The sequence below is a fragment of the Ruegeria sp. HKCCE3926 genome (assembly GCF_017872515.1).
Taxonomy (GTDB): domain Bacteria; phylum Pseudomonadota; class Alphaproteobacteria; order Rhodobacterales; family Rhodobacteraceae; genus Ruegeria.
In genome coordinates this window covers 193,260-214,038 of record NZ_JAEDOU010000007.1, presented here as the reverse complement: position 1 = coordinate 214,038, position 20,779 = coordinate 193,260, and the positions used below count along the sequence as shown (strand labels likewise).

Annotated in this window: 21 protein-coding genes; 10 read left to right on the top strand and 11 right to left on the bottom strand. The window is 60.9% G+C overall.

Features of this window, described 5'->3' with window-relative positions:
* Positions 1–343 precede the first annotated feature (343 nt).
* The gene (locus I9184_RS16985; protein WP_171637246.1) at positions 344–1,531 is read right to left on the bottom strand and encodes a Zn-dependent hydrolase; all 1,188 of its coding nucleotides are present in this window, start codon (positions 1,529–1,531) and stop codon (positions 344–346) included.
* Positions 1,532–1,667: 136 nt separating this feature from the next.
* Here I9184_RS16985 and I9184_RS16980 point away from each other — a divergent pair, with 136 nt between their 5' ends.
* The 4 genes from I9184_RS16980 to I9184_RS16965 are packed head-to-tail and all read left to right on the top strand — an operon-like array spanning position 1,668 to position 5,167.
* Positions 1,668–2,318: a histidine phosphatase family protein gene (locus I9184_RS16980; protein ID WP_171637248.1), complete on the top strand. Its 651-nt coding sequence runs from the start codon at positions 1,668–1,670 to the stop codon at positions 2,316–2,318.
* Positions 2,319–2,336: 18 nt separating this feature from the next.
* Positions 2,337–2,951, top strand: coding sequence for a glutathione S-transferase family protein (locus I9184_RS16975; RefSeq protein ID WP_171637250.1), 615 nt, complete (start codon positions 2,337–2,339; stop codon positions 2,949–2,951).
* Between the two features lie 14 nt (positions 2,952–2,965).
* A complete protein-coding gene (locus I9184_RS16970; protein WP_209835233.1) occupies positions 2,966–4,021 on the top strand; it encodes a saccharopine dehydrogenase in 1,056 nt (351 codons plus the stop codon).
* A gap of 3 nt (positions 4,022–4,024) precedes the next feature.
* Complete coding sequence (locus tag I9184_RS16965; protein WP_209835232.1) at positions 4,025–5,167, top strand: saccharopine dehydrogenase family protein; 1,143 nt, start codon at positions 4,025–4,027, stop codon at positions 5,165–5,167.
* Positions 5,168–5,258: 91 nt separating this feature from the next.
* On the opposite strand, the gene I9184_RS16960 is transcribed toward I9184_RS16965, so the two are convergent.
* The 4 genes from I9184_RS16960 to I9184_RS16945 all read right to left on the bottom strand — a co-directional run bounded on the left by I9184_RS16960 (position 5,259) and on the right by I9184_RS16945 (position 7,163).
* Entirely contained in the window at positions 5,259–5,462 is a 204-nt protein-coding gene (locus tag I9184_RS16960; RefSeq protein ID WP_171724662.1) for a DUF1127 domain-containing protein, read from the bottom strand.
* Between the two features lie 58 nt (positions 5,463–5,520).
* Positions 5,521–5,748: a DUF1127 domain-containing protein gene (locus tag I9184_RS16955; protein WP_171637256.1), complete on the bottom strand. Its 228-nt coding sequence runs from the start codon at positions 5,746–5,748 to the stop codon at positions 5,521–5,523.
* 238 nt (positions 5,749–5,986) lie between these two features.
* On the bottom strand, positions 5,987–6,304 hold the full coding sequence (locus I9184_RS16950) for a DUF3775 domain-containing protein (RefSeq protein ID WP_117871872.1): 318 nt from the start codon (positions 6,302–6,304) through the stop codon (positions 5,987–5,989).
* A 40-nt stretch (positions 6,305–6,344) separates the two neighbouring features.
* A complete protein-coding gene (locus I9184_RS16945; protein ID WP_209835231.1) occupies positions 6,345–7,163 on the bottom strand; it encodes a DUF1365 domain-containing protein in 819 nt (272 codons plus the stop codon).
* Between the two features lie 146 nt (positions 7,164–7,309).
* Between I9184_RS16945 and I9184_RS16940 the strand changes: the two genes are divergently transcribed.
* The 3 genes from I9184_RS16940 to I9184_RS16930 are packed head-to-tail and all read left to right on the top strand — an operon-like array spanning position 7,310 to position 9,077.
* Positions 7,310–7,966 (top strand): sigma-70 family RNA polymerase sigma factor, encoded by a 657-nt coding sequence (locus I9184_RS16940; protein WP_245218181.1) that lies wholly within the window; start codon positions 7,310–7,312, stop codon positions 7,964–7,966.
* A gap of 10 nt (positions 7,967–7,976) precedes the next feature.
* Positions 7,977–8,627 (top strand): ChrR family anti-sigma-E factor, encoded by a 651-nt coding sequence (locus tag I9184_RS16935; protein WP_171637471.1) that lies wholly within the window; start codon positions 7,977–7,979, stop codon positions 8,625–8,627.
* A 45-nt stretch (positions 8,628–8,672) separates the two neighbouring features.
* Positions 8,673–9,077: a hypothetical protein gene (locus I9184_RS16930; protein WP_209835230.1), complete on the top strand. Its 405-nt coding sequence runs from the start codon at positions 8,673–8,675 to the stop codon at positions 9,075–9,077.
* 3 nt (positions 9,078–9,080) lie between these two features.
* Here the strand turns inward: I9184_RS16930 and rmuC are convergent, their stop codons facing one another.
* The 6 genes from rmuC to I9184_RS16900 form a co-directional block, all read right to left on the bottom strand.
* Positions 9,081–10,310: a DNA recombination protein RmuC gene (gene rmuC / locus I9184_RS16925; RefSeq protein ID WP_209835245.1), complete on the bottom strand. Its 1,230-nt coding sequence runs from the start codon at positions 10,308–10,310 to the stop codon at positions 9,081–9,083.
* 57 nt (positions 10,311–10,367) lie between these two features.
* On the bottom strand, positions 10,368–12,233 hold the full coding sequence (gene mutL / locus I9184_RS16920; RefSeq protein WP_209835229.1) for a DNA mismatch repair endonuclease MutL: 1,866 nt from the start codon (positions 12,231–12,233) through the stop codon (positions 10,368–10,370).
* A 263-nt stretch (positions 12,234–12,496) separates the two neighbouring features.
* Positions 12,497–13,426 (bottom strand): metal ABC transporter permease, encoded by a 930-nt coding sequence (locus tag I9184_RS16915; RefSeq protein WP_171724665.1) that lies wholly within the window; start codon positions 13,424–13,426, stop codon positions 12,497–12,499.
* Positions 13,423–14,628, bottom strand: coding sequence for a metal ABC transporter permease (locus I9184_RS16910; RefSeq protein WP_170346667.1), 1,206 nt, complete (start codon positions 14,626–14,628; stop codon positions 13,423–13,425). The genes I9184_RS16915 and I9184_RS16910 overlap by 4 nt, the downstream gene beginning before the upstream one ends.
* 3 nt (positions 14,629–14,631) lie before the next feature.
* A complete protein-coding gene (locus I9184_RS16905) occupies positions 14,632–15,435 on the bottom strand; it encodes a metal ABC transporter ATP-binding protein (RefSeq protein ID WP_152459357.1) in 804 nt (267 codons plus the stop codon).
* Between the two features lie 3 nt (positions 15,436–15,438).
* A complete protein-coding gene (locus I9184_RS16900) occupies positions 15,439–16,392 on the bottom strand; it encodes a zinc ABC transporter substrate-binding protein (RefSeq protein ID WP_171171957.1) in 954 nt (317 codons plus the stop codon).
* 201 nt (positions 16,393–16,593) lie between these two features.
* Here I9184_RS16900 and deoC point away from each other — a divergent pair, with 201 nt between their 5' ends.
* From deoC to I9184_RS16885, 3 genes are read left to right on the top strand one after another with little or no spacing between them, the layout of a single operon-like run.
* Positions 16,594–17,592 carry a deoxyribose-phosphate aldolase gene (gene deoC, locus I9184_RS16895; protein WP_209835228.1) on the top strand — a complete coding sequence of 333 codons (999 nt, stop codon included), beginning with the start codon at positions 16,594–16,596 and terminating at the stop codon, positions 17,590–17,592.
* 11 nt (positions 17,593–17,603) lie between these two features.
* Positions 17,604–19,937: an aldehyde dehydrogenase family protein gene (locus tag I9184_RS16890; RefSeq protein ID WP_171637274.1), complete on the top strand. Its 2,334-nt coding sequence runs from the start codon at positions 17,604–17,606 to the stop codon at positions 19,935–19,937.
* Positions 19,938–19,960: 23 nt separating this feature from the next.
* Positions 19,961–20,770, top strand: coding sequence for an SDR family oxidoreductase (locus tag I9184_RS16885; RefSeq protein WP_171637275.1), 810 nt, complete (start codon positions 19,961–19,963; stop codon positions 20,768–20,770).
* Positions 20,771–20,779: the final 9 nt, after the last annotated feature.

Sequence of the window (20,779 nt, the reverse complement as noted above, 5' to 3'; positions counted from 1 at the left end):
TGCCACCAAGTTCGACGTGAAGGTCATACAAGGGCGTGCGCTTCGGTGTGGTCATGATCCGGTCAACTTCCGATTATCCAAAGGTCAAAATGCATAACCGTCAGTCTGCCCCAAGCCGCATAGAATGCAATGATTCCACCCGGTTTTTAGTGAAACACCGATCCGTAGAAGAGGCGGTATACAGACGCATGCACCATGAATGTTCCTATAGGAAACTTTTTTCCGTTAGGCAACAATCCTTGTTTCCATCGCGTGAATTCCCTGGCGTCCGACCGGATACCAGAGGGAAGGATTTCACCGTCGATACATACCTTCTTCGGGATTTCTCGGCGCAAAGTGACGTTCAGACAGAGAGGGACCGCACCGCACGCACCAGAACTTCGAGCCCGGCAATCAAATCGACCTCTGCCGTATCTTCTGCAAAATCATGGCTGATACCGTCGATCGAGGGCGTGAACAGCATCGCGACCGGCATCAGGCGAGACACATTGGTGGCATCGTGCAAGGCCCCCGAGGGCATCCTGCGCCACCGACCCGGTGCGACCTGTTCTGCACCGCGTTCAAGAGCGCAGCGCAAGGTCGGATCCATGGCAACGGGATCCAGCCCCAGCATGGGGCCGTAATCCAAGCTCATCCCCATTTGCTCAGCGGTTTCTTGTGCTGTCGCCCGAATGATCTCCTCCATCCGGGCCAAACGGTCTGCATCAGCATCGCGCCATTGCATCGAGAACCGAACCCGTCCCGGCACGATGGACGAAGCGTTTGGATGCAGGTTGACCCGCCCGATGGTCCAGACCGTCTGCGGCGTGACGACATTGCGAAACCTCTCATTGAGCCGGGTGTTGAACAGGGACAGGGCCTGAAAGGCGTCGCGGCGCAGGTGCATGGGGGTGGTGCCGGCGTGATTCTGCTGACCTTCGAATGTGATCGACATATCGCGGATGCCAACGATATCGGTGACGACTCCGATTTGGTCTCCGGACGCGTCCAGAGAGGGGCCCTGTTCGATATGCATCTCTATGAAGCCATTGAAACGGGACGGGTCCACGAATCCGTGGGACAGATCTGCCATGGACGATCGGGCCTGGCCAAAGCTGACGCCCGCCCCATCGGTCAACACATCGGCTTTTTCCAGAGACAAACCGCCCGACCAGACAGCAGAACCTGTGGTCACGCCAAACCGCCCCTCTTCGTCCTGAAAGCTGACAACTGAAATGGGACGGTCGACGGAACGTGCAACTTCCAGTGCGGCGATGACGCCAAGGGCGCCGTCCAGCCAACCGCCTTCGGGCTGACTGTCGGAATGTGATCCCATCAACAGCGAAGGGCCGGACGCCAATCCGAACAGGTTTCCCACCGGGTCAAACTGCGGAGTCAGGCCCGCTTCACGCATACGTCCGGCAAGCCACTGGCGCGCAGCGATATCCGCGTCGGAATAGGCAGGGCGGACAACCCCCTTGCCCACTCCTGCGGCACCAAATGCACGCAACTTATGCAGGTCGGTCAGAAAACGCGTGTGATCGACGGTCATATACCCCTCCGGAGGTTTGTTCGGGGCGAACCATAGCCAGAAACAGAAAAGGAGCGAGGTTTTTTTCGACAGGCGTGAAACCCCTCTGGCACCAGAGGGGAACCTGCCCTAAGACTTCGGCGCAAGAGGGACCGACATGTCACATATCACATTGGTGCGTCACGGGCAGGCAAACACAACGGCGCGGGACGAGGCAAGTTATGACAGGCTCAGCGACTTGGGGCATCAGCAGGCGCGTTGGCTGGGGGCGCATCTGCGCGACACCCGCAGCCACTATGCCCGGGTCTATTGCGGCACCCTGACCCGTCACGCCGAGACAGCGGACAGCATGGGATTGCACGATCCAATCCGTGACGCGCGACTGAACGAGATCGAGTATTTCACGCTGGCGCAACTGTTCGAGGACCAACACGGCGTCGCGATCCCCACCGACCGCGAAGGTTTCGTCGAACACCTGCCCAGAACATTTGCGGCCTGGGCCAATGGCGAAATCAAGAACCCGCCGGAAACCTTCGAAGAATTCGAGACGCGCGTGCGCGACGCGCTGCACGAGATCGGGACCGAGGGCGGACCGGCCATCGTCGTGACCTCGGGCGGGTTGATTTCGATGGTGGTGCGGCAGGCGATGGGGTTGGATATCCCGTCAATGGCACGGGTGGCCCTTGCCATCATGAACACGTCGATGCATCGTCTGCATCCGATTGGCGCTCAGCTGAGCCCGGTTCTTTTCAATGCCGTTCCGCATCTGGAAGCCCCTGATCGGCAGTTCGCGCAGACCCACCTGTAACCAGATCGGAGACGCCTGATGCAGCTCTACTATGCACCCCGAACCATCTCGGTCGCTGTCGCGATCGCACTGGAAGAGGCCGGGCTGGAATACGAAGCGATCAAACTCGACTTCGCCGGGGGCGAACAGACGAAACCAGCTTACAAGCAAATAAACCCCAAAGGCCGCGTTCCGGCGCTGGTGGTGGATGGCGGCATCCTGACTGAAACCGGAGCCCTGCTGGAATTCGTTGCGGCCAAGGCCCCCGAGGCCGGGCTGGTGCCGGCTGATCCGGTGATGGCTGCCCGGATGCGCGAAGTGATGTTCTACCTTGCCTCGACCATGCATGTGAACCACGCGCACAAGCTGCGCGGGCACCGCTGGGCCGACAAGAAATCCAGCTGGAAAGACATGAAAGACAAGGTCGCGCAGACGATGACCGCGTCCTGCGATTATATCTCGTCGAACGGCCTGCGTGGTCCATTTGTGCTGGGCGAGGCGTTCTCGCTGGCCGATGCCTATCTGTATGTGGTGTGCAGCTGGCTGGAAGGCGATGGTGTGGACGTTTCGGCCTTTCCCAAAATCGTCGCCTTCCGTGAGGCGATGGAGGCACGCCCTTCGGTTCAGGCAGTGCGTGCTGCCGGAATGCTCTGACAAAAGGAAATAAGATGACACATCTCTGGGTCCGGGCAGAACAGCGCCCGAACGAAGAACGGGTTGGGCTGACGCCGGAAGGTGCCGCCGCGCTGATCGCGGCCGGCATCCGCTTGACGGTCGAGGAAAGCCATGCCCGCGCCATTCCACTGGACGGCTACAAGGAAGCAGGCTGCGAGATCGCGCCCGAGAATTCCTGGCCCGAGGCCCCGCTGGACGCGATCATCTTCGGCCTCAAGGAACTGCCCGAAGACGGTACACCCCTGCCCCACCGCCACATCATGTTCGGCCATGCCTTCAAGGGCCAGCATTCGGGCCGGGCTCTGCTGGAACGGTTCAAGGCGGGCGGCGGCACGCTATATGATCTGGAATACCTTGTGGATGAAGATGGTCGCCGGGTCGCCGCATTCGGCTATTGGGCAGGCTACGCGGGCGCGGCGGTGACGCTCAAGACCTGGGCGGCGCAGCAACGGGGCGAGATCTGCGGCCCTGTCGGCGTCTATCCCGGCAAGGACGCGCTGAACGCCGAACTTCTGGCAGAATTGGACGCCACAGGCGCGCCCCGGCCCCGCGCCATCGTCATCGGAGCTTTGGGCCGTGTAGGCACCGGCGCCGCAGACCTATGTGAGGCGATGGGCGTCGCGGTCACCAAGTGGGACATGGCCGAAACCGCGCGCGGTGGGCCTTTCCCGGAAATCCTCGACCTTGATCTGTTCCTGAACTGCATCTTCGCGCGCCCCGGAACGCCTGTCTTCGTCCCGCGCGAGGCATTGACCGCCCCGCGCAAGCTGACCGCCATCGGTGACGTGGCCTGCGACCCGGACAGCGATTACAACCCGGTGCCCGTCTATGACCGCGCCACCACGTGGCAAGAACCCGCCCTGCGCGTGGCCACCAACCCGGTGATGGACGTGATGGCGATCGACAACCTGCCGTCGATGCTGCCGGTCGAAAGCTCGGAAGACTATGCCGCGCAACTGCTGCCGTCCTTGCTGACTCTGACCGATCTGGACAGCGGTGTCTGGGGTCGGGCAGAAGCAACTTACAAAACGCATATTGAAGGACTCTGAACGATGACCATTCATTGGTGTGGCACCGGCCTCTCGGCCATTCCCGGCCTGCGTCGCCTGATCGAAGGCGGCCACAAGGTCACCGTGTGGAACCGGACCGTCGACAAGGCCAGGGCCGAGGTCGGAGACCTGACCGACGACATCCGCGCCTTCGACATCGACGCGCTTGGCGCCGTACTGGAGAAGGGCGATGTGATCGTCTCGATGCTGCCGGGCGACTGGCATGTACCGCTTGCGGACCTGGCAATTTCGAAACAGGCCAATTTCGTCTCGTCCTCGTATATCGCGCCCGAGATGCGCGCGCTGGACGACAAGGCGCGCGACGCCGGCGTCGCACTGGTCAACGAGGTCGGGCTGGACCCGGGCATCGATCACCTGATGGCGCATGCGCTGGTGGACGACTACCGCGCCTCCGACGCCTTCGACCCGAAAAACCACCTGAGCTTCATTTCCTATTGCGGCGGCATTCCCAAGAACCCCAACCCGTTCCGCTATAAATTCAGCTGGTCGCCGCTGGGCGTGTTGAAAGCGCTGCGGTCGCCGTCGAAATCGATCCGAGATTACGCGCCGCTGGACGTTGCCCGCCCCTGGGATGCGATCAGCAGCTATATCGCGCCGCTGCCCACACCGGAGAGCTTCGAGGTCTATCCGAACCGCGATTCGATACCCTTCATGGCGCAATACCATTTCGAGGATCACTGGCCGGTCAAGGAATTCGTCCGCGGCACGCTGCGTCTGAACGGCTGGGCCGACGCGTGGTCGGATGTGTTCACCGAGATCGAAACCCTGTCCGGCCCGGAAGGGGATGCGCGTCTGAAAGAGATGTCGGACCAGTTCTGGGAGGAAAACGCCTATGACGAAGGCGAGCCTGATCGTGTTGTGTTGTGCGTGGGATTGAAGGCCGAGAAAGACGGCGTCGAAGTCTGGCACAAGACCTATGTCATGGATGCCTGGGGCGACGAGCGTGGCACGGCGATGGCGCGTCTGGTGTCGATTCCGGTCTCACTTGCGGTCGAGGCCGTATTGAACCGCGCCATCCCGGCCGGTGTTCACGCGGCCCCCAGCGATCCAAAGCTGGTGCAGGGATGGATGGGTGAAATCGAAAAGCTGGCCCAACATCTGCAAATCGTCGATCACAAGGCCTGAATGCAAAAAAGCCATTCCAGACTGCCTGGAATGGCTTTCATTGTTCCACTTTACGCATGTTGTCCTCGTTCGGGTTTCCCTCACCCGGACTTCAGATATACCGCTGGATGGTATCTTCGATATCACTGCGGTTGATGCCCAGCTCGGACAACTGATGATCGGTCAAAGCATTCAGATGCTGGGCTGCGCGGACAATATCAGGGCTGATCGAACGGATTCGCATGGCACGATCGAACAGCAAAAGCGCAGTGGCGGCCGGAGCCGGTTGATTGGTGGGCGGTACGACGTCGAACATTCTGGTAACCTCGCTAACATGCTTTTGGGGATTGTCTCAGTTCACGCTGAATGCTTGATCACTGCCGGTATGGCTTGTTGTGATACACACTTTCATATGCGCGTCTTTTGATCTGATCCCGCTGGATGCCGATGTCGGCCAGTTGTACGTCATCAAGCTTTTCCAGATCCCGCACGGTTTTCGAAAAAATCCGGCGGCGGAAATGCTCGACCTTTGCTTCTGCATAGTTTGAAAACAGACCGTCAAGCAGGCCACCCCGGCCTTCGAATGTTTGTGTATGTGCCATGTCTTTCTCCTCCTGAACTCAATGTCTTTGTCTTCCTGACATCAGATTTGGGAAGGCTGCCTTAACGTTGCCAAACCGGTTCATTAAGGTTTGTTAAGACTGTATTGGAGGGAAAGTTCGGGCTGGACCGGCGCGTTGATTACAGTCTTCGATCCAGGCCCGCGACATGTCTTTTCAGTGGCGGATCAAGATAACGCGAATGTCGATCCGTCGCAGAAACCGCCCCTTTGCAGGCAGGTCACATCAGATCGTTTTCAACGTCCTCGGCTGATATCCCCAGCGCGTCCAGACCGTTCTCAAGGTGGTCTGACATGTGCGGAGTGCCGATCAGGTAGTCGGCACAGGGGGTCGAGGCCTCGGCCTTGGCAGTGGCAATCGCTTCGGCCAGATCCTCGGCGAAAAAGCTTTCGCGGCCGATCCACATGATGGCAACCAGTTCGGCTTGCTCGTCTTCGCTCATACGTTCGATGAAGGCGCGCATTTCACCTTCTGCCCGGTTCAGCTCGCGCCCCATCATGGCAATCTGAGCGACCTTTCTTGCCGATATTTCCAACATGCATCAGCTCCTCGTGTTCGCGGTTGTTGTGCCATCACAATCACCGAACGGGGGGCGAGTCTTTGATCTTACGCAAACAACGGCCCTCGTTCCGCGCACGCGAAATCGGCCGGTCCGGTACCGGTTGCCTACGAAACGGGCGAAAGGTGGCTTTTTTCAACCACAGCCTGAAAGCCTGCCAGACGATCAGTGCAAAGGTTCTCCGGGCGCCGAATGGCCGCCGCAGCAAGGACCACAGAATCACGCGGTTCGTCAGGGGTTGCCGCGGGCCGGTCAGCGTCGCGATCAGCCCACCATCAGCGCGCCCGTAATCAATCCAGACACCGACGCGATCCGCGCGATAGTCGAAGCGGAACGTATAGCTGCCTTCGATTTTCTGAAACGGTGAAACATGCATCAGCTTGTCCGCCACCACCCTGTCAGTCGGTTCGATGACCGAGAAATCGGGTTTGTGACACAGGTAACTGTGACGGGTGCCATAGGTATTGGTGACCTCGGCCACCACCGCATAAAGGTGATCGCTGTCGTCAAAACAGAACCAAAAACTGACGGGATTAAAAACGTGCCCCAAAACGCGCGGTTGCGTCAGCAACTTGAAACGCGCCGGTTGTTGCACCGACATTTCATCAAACCGCGCGCGGAGCCACTGGGCCCCTTCCCCGTGACTCGGCTCTCCCCCATGGTCGGTGGTGCGCCAGTTCGTGACATTCGCGCGATCAACCGAAAACAGCAAAGGGGTGTCCAGCTCTGCTTCGGGGTCCAACAGGATGTAATCGACCGAGTATCGGAATGCGTTTTCAATCGCACCCTTGCGCCCGTGATAGGTATGACCCGCGATATGGTCTATTTCCTGCGTCATCCGCTGCTTTCTGGCCTTCCCGTAAACGCCTTGAACTGCACTGATTTCCCTCAGATGCTGGCAATTCTGATACGGCAATTTGCACAATTTGGATCATAATGTCCCGATAAAGTGATCCGGCTTGGGGAACGCGCCGTAATGAGGTTATGTTTACCGAGATCGATACCGTGACCTTGGACGAACCTGCGGCTGAACCGGCCGCCCTTCAGCCTCGGCGCGAAAAGAAACGCATCAAGGGTAGACGGGTGAACGGAAATAACGGCGGGCGCGAGACCAGAACCGAATGGGTGGATCACGTCAGGCGCATCCGCGACGCGCAGGACCAGGCGGCATTTGCCGAACTGTTCCAGCACTTCGCGCCACGGATCAAGGCGTTCCTGATGAAGTCAGGATCAGACGCCACGATGGCCGAGGAGTGTGCGCAGGAGGTGATGGCGACCTTGTGGCACAAAGCCCATCTGTTCGACCCGGCGCGGGCAACAGTGGCTACTTGGGTATTCACGATTGCTCGGAACAAGCGCATTGACGCTCTGCGAAAGCAACGCCGCCCCGAACCCGAAGAATTGTGGTGGGGTCCCGAGGCCGAGCCTGAGCAGGACGATGTCATCGCGCTGCAACAAGAAACCGCGCAGCTTCGCACCGCTTTGACAGCGTTGCCAGACGCGCAGAGAGAGCTGATCGAAAAGGCGTATTTCGGTGATCTGAGTCACCGCGAAATTGCGTCTCAGACCGGGTTGCCCCTGGGAACGATCAAATCACGAATCAGGCTGGCGCTGGACCGCTTGCGCCATGCAATGAACTGAGATGAGTATGATGAGTAAGTCGATCAAACATCACCTGACAGATGACCTGCTGATGGCATACGCAGCAGGCAGTCTGCCCGAGGCATTCGACCTGATGGTCGCGACGCATCTGTCGCTCTGCGACCATTGCCGTGCGCGGGCGGAAAGTTACGATGCCGTAGGTGGGCATGTTCTGGAGGAACAGACTGTATCCATCGCCATGAGTGATACATCTCTGGCCGCGACTATGGCGTTGATCTCCAAAGGTGCGCCAGCGGCCAAACCGGCGCGTCCGAACTGTTCGGTATTGCCGGCCCCGTTGCAGGATTATGTCGGCGGTACGGTTTCAGATATCCGATGGAAACCGATCGGCATGGGTGTGAAACAGGCCATTCTGCCGACCACAAGCGAGGCCTCGGCCCGGTTGCTGTTCATTCCAGCCGGAACGGCTGTACCAGATCATAGTCACAACGGTATAGAATTGACGATGGTGCTTCAGGGCGCATTCTCGGACGAAGTGGATCGCTTCGCCCGTGGCGACGTCGAGATCGCGGACGAGGATTTGGAACACACGCCTGTGGCGGACATTTCGGAAGACTGCATTTGTCTGGCGGTTACGGATGCACCGTTGAAATTCACCAAGCTGATGCCACGCCTGTTCCAACCCTTCCTGCGCATCTGAAATTGCCCGCGAGGGCCGCGAGCGGCGTGTTTGAAAGGAATGATCATGTTCGCAAGACTTGCTGTGTGCGCCCTTCTCGTTGCTGTCGCGCCCGTCGTATCGGCCCAAATGTCGGCCGAGGTTCAGTTTCAGCCCGGCAATTTTGGCACCATGGTCAGCGGAACCATCTCAGGAGATGAGTACTTCGACTATTCGCTGGGCGCCAAAGCCGGGCAGGAGATGTTTGCCGATCTTCAGGTCAGCGACACCAATGGTAACGGCGTGATCTATTTCAACATCCTGCCGCCGGGCAGCGACGGTGTGGCGATTTATAACGGGTCGATTGACGGCAATACGGCCCGGATCACCCTGCGCGACGATGGAGACTATACGATCCGCGTCTATCTGATGGGCAATGACAGGGATACCGGAAAAACCGTGGGGTACAATCTGGACCTGTCCATCCAGTAGATTTCAACCTTCGTGACGAGCAAGGGGCACAACGCCGTTTTCGGCCTTGGTCTCGATTTCTTCAAAGTCGAAATTGTCCAAACGCTGCGCGCGGCGGCCAGCCTTTTCGGCGCTGATCTTGATTTCCGAGATATCCTTGGCCGCCTGCCCGAAATGACGATCCAGGTTCGAGACGCGATCACCCAGGCGGTCCACATCCTTGTGCAGCAACCCCAACTCTTTGCGGATCGCGCCGGCCTGTTCGCGCATACGCGCGTCTTTCAGGATCGCCCGCATGGTATTCAGCGTGGCCATGCACGTCGTCGGGGACACGATCCAGACCCGCGCGGCGAACCCTTCACGCACGACATCAGGCAGACGCGCGTGCAGTTCGGCGTAAATCGCCTCGGAAGGTACGAACATCAAGGCGCCGTCCGCGGTTTCCCCGTCCAGGATGTATTTTTCGGAAATCGCCTTGATATGCACTTTCACCGCAGCGCCGAAGGCCCGCAGGCATCTCTCGACATCCGCCTTCGTCTGCGCAGCGGCCAACGCCTCGAAATCCTCCAACGGGAACTTTGCGTCGATCACGATCGGTCCCGGCGGGTTCGGCAAGTGAATCAGGCAATCCGCCCGCCTGCCGTTCGACAAAGTGGCTTGCAACGAATAACTGTCAGCGGGCAGCGCCTTGGACACGATATCGTTCAGCTGGATTTCCCCGAACATCCCGCGCCTTTGCTTGTTTGACAGTATATCCTGCAAAGACAGCACATCGCCTGACAGTTTGGTGATATTGTCCTGTGCCTTGTCGATGGCGGCCAGACGTTCCTGCAATTGGGTCAGCGAGGTCGCCGTCTGTTTCGACGAGCCATGCAACGTTTCTTTCATCCGTTCCTGCATCTCGGCCAGCGCACGCGCCGATTTCATCGCATTATCCGCCAGCCGGTCATTCATCTGTTGCTGGACCGAAGCCAAACGCGCCTCGACCGTCTGAATCACCTGCATCTGCGCATTGGCCTGAGTGTCCGAGACATGCTGAAGACCGCCGCGCAACTGTTCTTGCCCCTGGCCCAGTTGCTGAACATGCTGACCCAGATGCGCCATCTGCCGCGCCAAAGGTTCCGCCAGCCGGGCCGAGCGGTTGGCCGCCCGCAACGACAGGAACAGCAGCAGCAGAATCAACGCCACCACGCCACCCACGGTCAGTATCACGGGATCATTCAACGCCATCTCAGTGCCTGCAATCTGGATCATGGGGGTCAATTTGTTCTCGTTTTGTTTCTATCTTGTTAAACCGTGTTTGAAACCAGATCAACTGCGTCCGAACAGGCGTTCGATATCGCTGAGTTTAAGTTCCACATAGGTTGGTCGCCCATGGTTGCACTGGCCGGAATGCGGCGTCGCCTCCATCTCGCGCAGCAGGGCATTCATTTCCTCGGCCCGCATTCGACGGCCGGATCGGATCGACCCATGGCAGGCCACCCGGCTGAGGATCGCCTCGATCCTTGCCTGCACCATCTGGCTTTCACCCTGATCGGCGAGTTCATCCAGGATGTCGAGGATCATGGCGCGCGCATCGACTTCGCCCAGAATGGCGGGGGTTTCGCGTACGGCAATGGCGCTTCCGCCGAAAGGTTCGATGGTCAGGCCAAGGCGCGTCAAGTCATCTGCGACGGCCATCAGGTGGGCGCAATCCCCTTCCGACAATTCCACGATTTCCGGAATCAGCAGGGCCTGCGCCGCGACGCCATTCTCGGCCATCTGCGTTTTCAGCTTTTCATAAACCAGCCGTTCATGTGCTGCGTGTTGATCTACGATCACCATGCCATCGGCGGTCTGGGCAATGATGTAATTCTCGTGCACCTGTCCGCGGGCTGCACCAAGCGGCAGATCCTGCGCCTGAGGCTGCTCCTGCATCTCGGCGACCTGCGCAACCGGGGTCGGCTCGACAATGCTGCCGCTATAGTCATTGGCCAGCTCGGCAAAACCCGGAGCCTGCGCGCGATATGCCGCCGTGCGCGCGGCAGGCGACGGACGATCCATCTGGTAAACCCGCGCCGGAGCAGGCTGTGCAGGTTCTGGCCGCATCGCGCCCAGCGTCGCATTCGCCACGGTCGAGGATGCCCTGTGCCCGGCTTCCGCCAAAGCATGACGCAGACTGGACACGATCAGCCCCCGCGCGACGCCGGGATCCCGGAACCGAACCTCGGATTTCGCGGGGTGGACGTTCACGTCAACCAGCGTGGGGTCGCAGTCGATGAACAACGCCGCAGCCGGGTGGCGGTCGCGGCTCAGGAAATCGAAATAGGCCGCCCGCAGCGCGCCGGTCAGCATCTTGTCGCGCACGGGGCGTCCATTGACGAAAAGATACTGTGTTACGGCAGCCCCCCGCGAGTAGGTCGGCAGGGCGGCATAGCCGTACAGCCGGATGCCATCACGCGAGGCATCAATCTGCAAAGCGTTTTCTGCGAATTCGCGCCCGATCACGCGGGCCAGTCGGGCGTGGAGCGCATCAAACAGATCTCCGTTCTCACGATCCGCGCGGAAGGTCACGCGACCCTCTCCGCCGCCGGATACATCCCGCAGAGCGAATGTCACGGAAGGTTCGGCCATGGCCAGCCGTTTCACAATATCGGTGATCGCCTGCCCCTCGGCCCGGTCCGTGCGCATGAATTTCAGGCGGGCCGGTGTGGCGTAGAACAGATCGCGCAGTTCGACCACAGTCCCCGCGCGCAGGGCGGCGGGTTTGACCGCATCCATCTTGCCGCCCGCGACGTGCACCTGCGCCGCATCCGCGCCGGGAACACGGCTGGTGATGGTCAGACGCCCAACAGCACCCAAGGATGGCAGCGCCTCGCCCCGAAAGCCGAAAGTGTGGATGTTCAGCAGGTCCGAACCGTCAATCTTTGACGTGGCATGGCGGGACAAGGCCAGCGGCAGATCTTCCGCCGCGATACCGCAGCCATCATCCGTGACCCGGATCAGGGTCTTGCCGCCATCCGCGATATCAATGGCGATCCGCGTGGCCCCGGCATCGATTGCATTCTCGACCAGTTCCTTGACCGCCGAGGCCGGTCGTTCCACCACCTCACCAGCCGCGATGCGGTTGATTGCGGCATCGTCGAGCTGCCTAATTACGGGGCGTTTTTCGCCGATATTGGGGTTTGCCTGCGCCATACCCCTACACCTAGCATAGTAGCGCACGATTCTGCCACCGGTTTGAACCGCAGATTCTAAAAGAGAGGGGGCGCCCGGGTATCCGCGAACGAGAACTCATTCCGGATCACCCGGACGTGCCAAGTGAGTGGTGTGTTTCAGCTAATTTATGAGACCGCATGTATCACGCACCTGTCGGAAAATCTGCTTAAGATTCTCGGGCTCAGTTTCTTGGCAGAGATTGGCCGATGACGTGTGGGCCTGTGTGGCGGGAAGATGCCTGATCAGGCAGATATGCGCGCACCGATCCTGCCCCGGCAGGGTCCGAACATCGCTGCCGCCGCAAGAATCAGGCCTGACATCGTGGCGATCATACCCGCCGCGCTGACGGCATCCGCGCCGCCCAGCCACAGCGGGCCATAACCTGCCAGCACATAGCCCGACACCGCCGAGGCAATGGCGAACACAACGCTCCAGGCGATCTGCGCTTCCAGCCGGTTGGTCAACATCCGCGCCGCGGCAGGCGGGCAGATGAACATGGCGATCACGATGATCGAGCCCACCGCGTCAAAGGCCGCCACCGCCGCGATGGCCGCGGTGATGACCAATGCCATGCCCAGAACGCCGGTGCGAATGCCAATGGTCCGGGCAAAGCCTTCGTCGAAGGTAGAGATCTTCAGCGGCCGCCAGAACAGCCAGGTGAACAAAGACACACCGAGCAGTGTCAGCGCTATGCGGGGTAATTCCGGGGGCAGCCCGGACAGCGCCTCTGTGTCCAGCAAGGACGACCATCCGGTGGCGTCCAGCCAGATCAGGCTTTCGAGATTGCCGTAAAGCGCATGTTCCACATCCAGATGCACCGTCGACGTATCCGTCTGCTCAAGCAGCAGGACGCCCGCGGCGAACATGGTGGTAAAGACCACGCCCATGGCGGCCCCCGGTTCGATCTGACCCAATCGGCGAATGGCTTCGATCAGCACCACGGCCACAACGGCAGCGCCCGCCGCGCCCAGCATCATCGGCCAGGTCGATATCGCCCCTGTGATCAGAAACGCCACGACGATCCCCGGCAGCACCACATGGCTGATAGCGTCTCCGATCAATGCCTGTTTGCGCAACACCAGAAAATTGCCGGGCAACGCGCAGGCAATGGCCGCAAACGTACCGATCAGCAACGGTGTCAGAGACAGGGGGACAAATTCTTCACCACTCATACCGGCACCCCCATTGGCCCGCCGATGCGGCGGTCTATCTCGGCGATCTGGTCGCGGGTCAGGACGGTTTCGATGTCCCGTAACCCGTCATAAAGCGCGGCTGTTGCCTCATGCGCCTGATCTGCGCGCACGATTTCCCAGCGCTTTTCGTCCCGCAACGCCTTGGCCGCGCGGGCTTTGCCGATATCGGTCGCAACGCCGTCCGCGCGCACCAGCCCAGCGCGGCGCAGCAAGCGCAGGGTCAGGGGCTCGTAGATCTTTTGCCCCTGCGCCAAGGCCAAAAGACCCTGACGAATATGCACCCGGCGCTGAAAGCGCAAATGGCGCAGCACCGCCGCCAGAACGCCACGTATCGGCGCCAGAAACAAAGACACGACAAAAAAGGCAAAGCTGACCAGAACGATAATCGGCCCCGTCGGAAGGTTTGGCGCCGAGGCCGAAATGGCCGCGCCAATGTACCCTGCCAACCCGCCGGCCAATCCCGCAAGCAGAACCACATGGTCCGAGCGTTCGGACCAGAACCGCGCGGTCACGGCGGGAATGATCAGCAAAGCCACGATCAGAATCAGACCTACGATTTTCAGGCCGACCACGGTCACGGCCATGACCAAACCCATCATGGCCAGATCGATCCTGTGCACCGGCAACCCGCGTGCTGCGGCATATTCAGGATCGAAGGCCACAAGAATCATCGGGCGACGAATGATCATGACCAGCAGCAGCGTCGCAGCGCCGCCGACCGCAATGATCATCGCATCAGCCCAGAGCATCCCGGCAGTGGATCCCAAAAGGAAGCCTTCCAGCCCGGCCTGACGGCCTACGCCCATCGTCTGAATGACCGTCAGCAACACGATGCCAAAGCCGAAGAAGACCGACAGGACCGCTCCGATGGCGGCATCTTCGGCCAAACGCGTGTGACGCGTCAGCCAGTTCATGCAGAGAAGGCCGATCCAGGCCGAGATGGCCGATCCTGCCAACAGGCCCAGCAGGTTGCGCCCGTCTCCTCCCAGTGCGACCAATACCATGAAAGCCAGACAGACGCCCGGCAGGGTTGCGTGGCTGATTGCGTCACTGACCAAAGCGCGCTTGCGCAGAAACAGAAACGTCCCCGTCACACCGGCTGAAACACCCAGCAAGGTTGCACCGATGGCGACCAGCGTGGCGTTGTAGCCAAGTTGCAGGGTCAGAGCATCCCAAAGCATGCGTTACCCCAGCGCGCGCGATATCTGATCGATCTGCGCGGTTGCCAGTCGACCCCCATATGCTGATTGCAAGGTTTCCGCCGTGAAGGCCTCGGCCACTGGTCCCTCGGCCACCTTGCGGGTGTTGATCAGGAAGACATGGTCGAAATAATCGGTCACGGTCGCAAGGTCGTGATGCACCACGACAACCGTCTTGCCCGCCTCTTTCAGGGATTTCAGCACCGAGATGATGGCTTTCTCGGTGGCGGCATCGACACCTGCAAAAGGTTCGTCCAGAAGATACAGATCCGCGCCCTGCGCCAGCGCGCGCGCCAGAAAGACACGTTGTTGCTGCCCGCCGGACAGCTGCCCGATCTGGCGATCCGCGAAATCCCGCATTCCCACACGGTGCAAACAATCCATCGCGCACGCCTTGTGGCGGGCACGCACGCGGCCCAGCAAGCCAAGTTCGCGCGACAGGCCCATCAGAACCACGTCGATGACACGCGTTGGAAAATCCCAATCCACGCTGGCACGCTGAGGAACATAGGCAATGCGCGCGCGCTGCGTGTCCAATGGCTGGCCAAACACGGTCACTTGACCTGACAAAGGGGAAACGATGCCAAGCGCCGCCTTGAGCAATGTGGATTTCCCGGCCCCGTTCGGCCCGATGATCGCCGTCATCGCCCCGGGCTGTACGGTCATGTCGACTGAAAACACCGCAGGTTTCTGCCCGTATGAAACCGTCAGGCCGCGCAGGGCAAGGGGGCTGTCGGCCAACCCCTTGTCACCCACGGTCACGCCTTCATTGCTGATCAGGCCCAGCATCGATCAAAACCCCGCCGACAGTTTTCCGTCCATGCCACGATCTGGCACATCGCCACCCAAAGCACTGGCAATGACCGTGATGTTATGGTCCAGCATACCAAGATAGGTACCTTCATAGGTTCCTTCTTCACCCATGGCGTCCGAGAACAACTCGCCCCCCACGTGCACTTCATGACCCTTGGCGGCCGCGCCCTCGATCAGCGCGCGGATCGAACGATCCGAGACCGAGCTTTCGACGAAAACAGCCGTGATCTTGCGGTCAACCAGCAGATCGACCAATTCGCCTATCCGGTTCAGTCCCGCCTCGGACTGGGTCGAGATGCCCTGAATTCCCAGAACCTCGAACCCGAAACTTTCACCAAAGTAACCAAAGGCATCATGGGCAGTTACAAGAACCTTGTTGTTGTCGGGAACGGACGCCAGAACTTGATCTGCATAGGCTGTCAGGCGATCGATATCTGCCAGGTGGGCCTGCGCATTCGCTGCAAAAACCTCGGCCGCTTCAGGACGCACCTCGGTGAGGGCTGCCTGCACTTCAAGTACCACGTCCCGCCACAACTCGGGCGTCATCCAAACATGCGGATCATATTTGTCGGCGTAATCGTCATGGGCGCGCAGCTTCGACGTGTCGATACCTTCGGCAACTGCAACTACGGTTCGCTTGCGTTCAAGGTCATGGAAGAAATCTTCCATCTGCGCCTCGAGGTACAAACCATGCCACAGGATCAGATCCGCACGCGTCATCGCCACAATATCGCTGCGGGTCTGACGATAGGCATGCGGGTCGACGCCCGGCCCCATCAGCCCCTTGACGTCTACCTGATCACCACCGACCTGACGTGCCGCGTCAGCAATCATGCCCGTCGTGGCCACAACCTTGAGGGGTGCATCGGCCCAGGCCGTGACCGGCAGGGAAAAGGCCAGCGCCAATACCGCAAGAAAATTCCGGCGAATCATCTTCTACCTCAGTTTTTGCTTCTCGTTCGAACTGAATATGAGAACCATTCGCAAGTAAGTCAACGCTAATGCGAATTATTCGCAAGAAAGCGGTTACATTTTGTCCATTTGGTCAAAAATTATCCAAACATTGCCCGCCTGCATCTTCCATTCCCCGGTCTCCCGTGCGATTTTGTCGCAAACCTCCCAAAGGACGTGACAATGGATACGCAGAGCTCAGAAAGCCCCGTGCGCACCGCGCATCTGCCGCAAGTGACCGAAGCCCGGAATCCCGGCATGGATCTGGACCTGGACTGGGTGCGCGCCGTGCAGGCCAACACCTCGGCCATTGAACGCCGGGCCGCGACCCTGCCCGGGCGCCGGTCGGTGAAAAAGGAACATCAGGCCGCGTGGCTGCTGAAGGCAATCACCATGATCGACCTGACCACCCTGTCGGGCGATGACACCGAGGGCCGCGTGCGCCGCCTGTGCTCCAAGGCCCGCCAGCCGGTGTCGCCCGCCCTGCTGAAGGCGCTGGACATGCCGCCGATCACCACCGGCGCGGTCTGCGTCTATCATGACATGATCGAAACGGCGGTGGATGCGCTGACAGGCACCGGCATTCCGGTCGCGGCCGTCTCCACCGGCTTTCCGGCGGGCCTGTCGCCCTTTCACCTGCGCGTGGCCGAGATCGACGAAAGCGTGAAGGCCGGGGCCGAGGAGATCGACATCGTGATCTCGCGACGCCTTGTACTGAAAGGCGACTGGCAGGCGCTCTATGACGAGATGAAGGCATTCCGCGACGCCTGCGGCGAGGCGCATGTAAAGGCCATCCTGGCCACGGGCGAGCTGGGCAGCCTGCGTAACGTGGCGCGTGCCTCGCTGGTCTGCATGATGGCGGGGGCCGATTTCATCAAGACCTCGACCGGCAAGGAAAGCGTCAACGCCACTCTGCCCGTGTCGCTGGTGATGATCCGCGCGATCCGTGACTATTATGACCGCACCGGCTATCGCGTGGGCTACAAGCCCGCGGGCGGGATTTCCAAGGCCAAGGATGCGCTGGTCTACCTGTCGCTGATCAAGGACGAGCTGGGCGACCGCTGGCTGCAACCCGACCTGTTCCGGTTCGGCGCGTCGTCCCTGCTGGGCGATATCGAGCGGCAGTTGGAACATTTCGTCACCGGGGCATACTCGGCCGGCTACCGGCACCCGATGGGCTGAGGACAGGAAAAATGACAGTCAAAGAGATTTTCGAGACCATGGAATACGGACCCGCCCCGGAAAGCGCCGCCGAGGCCCTGGCATGGCTGGTCGATCAGGGCGACACGTTCGGCCATTTCATCGACGGCGCCTTCACCAAGCCCGGCAAAGGGTTTGAAAGCCGCAACCCGGCCACGGGCGAGGTTCTGGCCAAGCTGACCCAGGCCACACAGGCCGATGTGGACGCCGCCGTTGCCGCCGCCCGCAAGGCCCAGCCCAAATGGGAAAAGCTGGGCGGCCCCGCCCGCGCCCGATACCTCTATGCCATCGCGCGGCTGATACAGAAGCATGCCCGCCTGTTCGCAGTGCTGGAAACGCTGGACAACGGCAAGCCGATCCGGGAATCGCGCGACATCGACATTCCGCTGGTGCAGCGGCATTTCTACTATCACGCGGGAATGGCCCAGCTGATGGAAACCGAGCTGCCCGACGCACAGGCGCTGGGGGTCTGCGGCCAGATCATCCCGTGGAACTTCCCGCTGCTGATGCTGGCGTGGAAAGTGGCCCCAGCGTTGGCCATGGGCAACACGGTGGTTCTGAAACCGGCCGAATACACCTCGCTGACAGCGCTGCTGTTTGCCGATATCTGCATGCAGGCTGGCCTGCCCAAGGGCGTGGTCAACATCGTCACCGGCGACGGCGCGGTGGGCGAGATGATCGTGGCCGCAGACGTGGACAAGATCGCCTTTACCGGCTCGACCGTAGTGGGCCGCCGCATCCGCGAGGCCACCGCCGGGTCGGGCAAGTCCCTCACGCTCGAGCTGGGCGGCAAGTCGCCCTATATCGTCTTCGACGATGCCGATATCGACAGTGCCATCGAAGGTCTGGTCGATGCGATCTGGTTCAATCAGGGCCAGGTCTGCTGCGCGGGCTCGCGCCTGTTGGTGCAAGAGGGCATTGCCGAGCGCTTCTATGCCAAGCTGCGCGCCCGCATGGACACGCTGCGCATCGGCAACCCGCTGGACAAATGCATCGACGTGGGTGCCGTGGTGGATCCGGTTCAGTTGCAGACGATCACCTCCATGGTCGACAGCAATACGGTGGGCCATGTGCATCAGGCTGCCTGCGAATTGCCCGCAAATGGCTGCTACTACCCGCCGACGCTGATCACCGGGCTCGAAACCTCGGACCCGTTGATGCAGGAGGAGATATTCGGCCCGGTTCTGGTCTCGTCGACCTTCCGCACCCCGGCCGAGGCGGTCGAGCTGGCCAACAACACCCGTTATGGATTGGCGGCCACGGTCTGGACCGAAAACGTCAACCTTGCGCTGGACATCGCACCCAAGCTGGTCGCGGGCGTGGTCTGGGTCAATGCCACCAACCTGTTCGACGCGGCCGCGGGCTTTGGCGGCGTGCGCGAAAGCGGCTTTGGCCGCGAAGGCGGCTGGGAAGGGCTGGCCGCGTATACCAGACCTAAGGGCAAGGCCAAGCCGCTGACAAAGGTCGAGGCAGCCATGGGCGAAGGGGCACCGATCGACCCGATTGATCGCACCGCCAAGATGTATGTCGGCGGCAAGCAGGCGCGACCCGATGGTGGATATTCGAAACCGGTCTGGGGCAAGGCGGGCCTGCTGGGCCATGTGGGTCTGGCCAACCGCAAGGACGTGCGCAACGCGGTTGAGGCCGCGGCGGGGGCCAAGGGCTGGTCCAAGACCACCGGCCATCTGCGCGCGCAGATCCTGTATTACATCGGCGAGAACCTGTCGGCCCGTGCTGACGAGTTCGCCGCGCGTATCGACGCCATGACCGGTCGCAAGGACGGTGCGAAAGAGGTCGACGCCGCGATCCAGCGCCTGTTCACCGCCGCCGCCTGGGCCGACAAGTATGACGGCCAGGTGCATGGCGTTCCGATCCGGGGCGTGGCGATTGCGATGAAGGAACCGGTGGGCGTGATCGGCGCGCTGTGCGCCGACGAGGCGCCGCTGCTGGGTCTGGTCTCGGCCATGGCCCCGGCGATCGCGATGGGCAACCGGGTGGTTCTGGTGGCGTCCGAGCCCTACCCGCTGGCGGCGACCGATTTCTATCAGGTGCTGGACACCTCGGACGTGCCCGCAGGCGTGGTCAACATCCTGACGGGCAGCCACGCGGAACTGGCCAAACCGCTGGCCTCGCACCTGAACGTGGACGCGGTGTGGTCGTTCTCATCGACGGACCTGTCGGCGCAGATCGAGGTCGTCTCGGCCGGGAACCTGAAACGGACCTGGGTGAATAACGCGACGGCATTCGATTGGGGCATGGACCATTCCCGCCGCTTCCTTCAGGCTTCGACCGAAGTGAAAAACATCTGGGTGCCCTACGGCGAGTAGGGCTCCCGCCAAGGGAGGCCTACATGGATTTTTCGGGAAAAACCGTCATCGTCATCGGTGGCACCAGTGGCATCAACCGGGGCATCGCCGAGGCCTTCGCGGCCTCGGGCGCGAAACTGGCCGTGGCCAGCCGCTCGCAGGACAAGGTGGATGACACCGTCGCTGCGCTGAAGGCGGCAGGCGCGGCCGAGGCGATCGGCGCGGCCTTTGACGTGCGTGATGCCGAAGCGGTCGCGGAGGGGCTGAAACAGTTCCACGCGGCGCTCGGTGATTTCGACGTGCTGGTTTCGGGGGCGGCGGGCAACTTCCCGGCGCTGATGGCGGAAATGTCGGCCAACGCCTTCCGCACCGTGGTCGAAATCGACCTGATGGGCACCGTGCATGTGCTTAAAGGCGCCTATCCCTATCTGAAACGGCCCGGCGGCAACATCATCAACATCTCGGCGCCGCAATCCTACCTGCCCTACGAGGGCCAGGCCCATGTCTGTGCCGCCAAGGCGGGCGTCGATCAGATCACCCGCACCCTGTCGATGGAATGGGGTGTGGAAGGCATCCGGGTGAACTCGGTGGTGCCGGGCTTCATCGAGGGCACCGAAGGCGCGAAACGGCTGGCCCCCACCCCAGACGCGGGCGAGCAGCTGCGCCGGGACGTGCCGCTGGGCCGCTGGGGCACCCCGCAGGACGTAGCCAATGCCTGCCTGTTTCTGGCCTCGGACATGGCCAGCTATATCAGCGGTACGGTTCTGGCGGTGGACGGGGCGTTGTATCAGCGCGGCTCGGGCCAGTTCGGCCAGATGATGGGAGACATGCTGCGCAGCATGAAAAAGGGGTAAGCCGCAGCT